Here is a 2,443-nt window from a genome sequence, read left to right on the forward strand (position 1 = left end):
TGGATTACCGTTTGGATCCTTCACCGTGGCCGTAACACTGTTCTGATCACTGCCGTTCGCAGGTTGACCATTGGTACCGACTGTAAACGCGGTTAATACTGCCTTGGCACTGTCAGCAACAAAAATTACCTCTACATCTTTCGACTCACCATCGTAAGTCGCCCTAATCGTCGCTTTACCCGCTTTTTTACTAGTAACTTTCGCTGTCGCCTTACCGTCTGTATCTGTCGTTACCTTTGTCTCAATCAAGGTTACATCACCGCTGATAACATCAAAAGTAATCGCTTCGCCTGCCACAAGGTTATCATTCGCATCTTTCAAGGTCACTCGAAGCTCGTTCGTTGCCTTACCATCGGCCTTCTCGCCATCCTTGACAACAACAAAGCTTGAGTTCACTCCATTAATGTTAGCGGTGGTTGGGTCTGCCAAAAACGTTACATACGCATCACGGCTGCCACTGCTATGCATAGCGGTAACGGTAACTGTTTCTGCAACTTTGTTGCTCAATCTAAAGATGGCCCGACCACTAGAATCAGTTGTTGCTGTGAGTGGTGACGCCGCTTGTCCTGAGCCGTTTAGCGTAAAGCTAATTGTCTCTCCTGCCACAGCGTTATCGTTAGCATCTTTCAAGGTCACTCGAAGCTCGTTCGTTGCCTTACCATCGGCAATCGCATCATTTACTGTTACTTCATATTTAGAATAAGTATTTTGTTGATCAAAGCTACCGCCCCTCGGATGCTCAAACCTAATTCGCAGTGGGCGAGTTTGATACGAGCTTCCATCTTTTAGTGTTGCAACGTAGGTCAACTCATAAAAATTGTCAGTCGCGCTACTCGCATACTTAATATCATGATTAAATTCTTTGACAAACTGAGTAGGTACGGAGCTATTAGCTCTTAGAGCACCCGACGATGCCAATACACCAGTACCAGTAAGAAATGGTACGGCACTACCAGTATAAGAAAGCTGCTTAATATCTGATGAATTAGATAACTGAACGAATTCTGCAGTATTACGAGTCACCCCCGAAGAAATCGTTACCTCACCTTCACCAACCAACTCGATAGAGAAAGGCGTTTTACGGTACTCAAGTACAATATCGTGATTTCTCTGGACAAAAGATGTTTTCTGCTGGTAGTCATGGCCCCTTGTCCCTTTTATGTAAGCAGGGTCAAGTTGCTTAGATAAACTCTCACCGAATATGTACTGAAAGCCGAGATTGGCTGAATAGTCCGAACCGGTAGCACTATCATATTTATGAGATATACCAAAACTTATCATCGGAATTGGGCTGTAATCTAACGATACTCCAATTTGATAAGGGCTCGAGGTAGGATTCTCACCTCTTTCATTTTCAACATGATTGCCAAATTGTTGCTCATAACTCAAGTTAGCACTAAGCCAGGGATAAGAAGGTAAATAACCTGATACTCCAACATCCAGTCCATAGGCAGGGCGCTCCTGAAGACTCATATCGTCAAGTGTTGAAAATGTATCCGGCGAGGCTACCCATGCAGAAAGAGGGAAATAATAGTTAGTGTAGAAGCTATATGCCTCATGCCACAACTCACCACCAATACTTGCTCGTTTATGACCTCGTTCCAAATCATAGTCATAAAACGTATTTACGCCGTACATAAAATCGTCTACTTTAGTACGATACCCAATACCAGCGTGGACAAAATCTCTACCGTTGTAACGGCCCTTATCGTTCAAAACAAAACCAGGTTGAACAAACACAAAATCTTTGTCATTACTGTATAGCGGTACCAAAGCTTCAAGCTCACCTTTAATGCCAGACGTACTCACACTTAATGAACTACGAACAACACCGTTAATGCTTTCCAAAGAAGACTCGAGCGACTCGTTTAAATACTGATTAGCATATTGTTCGAAGCTGCCCTGAACTTGGCGTTTCAAATACCCTTCAACTTCTTCTCCGAAATCGGAGTCATCTTTGCCATCCAAAGCCATAAGCAAGCCTAAAGCCTGCTGTCCAACCGTATCACTAAGCGATGATGCTTGATTATTAGTAGGAGTAACCCCTTTTAAATCAGACAAAGGGAGTGAATTGAGAACGGCTACCGGTTGAAAATCACTCTTGATGGTTGAAGCAACTTGCCCATCCGTCTGTCCCACCCAAGACCAAATGAAAGCCTCACTTACATACGTCCTAGCTTCATCTAGGTACTGTACCTTATCGACGTCATTTGGGACCCGCAGCATAAGCCGATAGCGATTAACTTTCTCATCTTGCCACACAAAAAGATTTGAAGTACCGAAGTGCTTTGTAATTATATTGACTAAAGAAGTGTCTGGTGGCTCAACGCCATCAAATAAATGGATAAAGTCAACACCAATTGAATTAATACTATCAATAAATTCAATTGGCACTGAACTAACGGAACGTGTGTCTTTTTGAATGTACAAGCCATCATTAACC

The 2,443-nt window shown here is 43.1% G+C and carries 1 protein-coding gene; it reads right to left on the reverse strand.

Annotated features, from left to right (window positions below; genetic code table 11):
* The coding region (locus tag AACU59_RS04910) for an inverse autotransporter beta domain-containing protein (protein WP_161437740.1) at positions 1–2,443 on the reverse strand (2,443 nt) is incomplete at both ends.

It is taken from the genome of Vibrio sp. V23_P3S9T160, from assembly GCF_963886625.1.
GTDB classification, from domain to species: domain Bacteria; phylum Pseudomonadota; class Gammaproteobacteria; order Enterobacterales; family Vibrionaceae; genus Vibrio; species Vibrio anguillarum.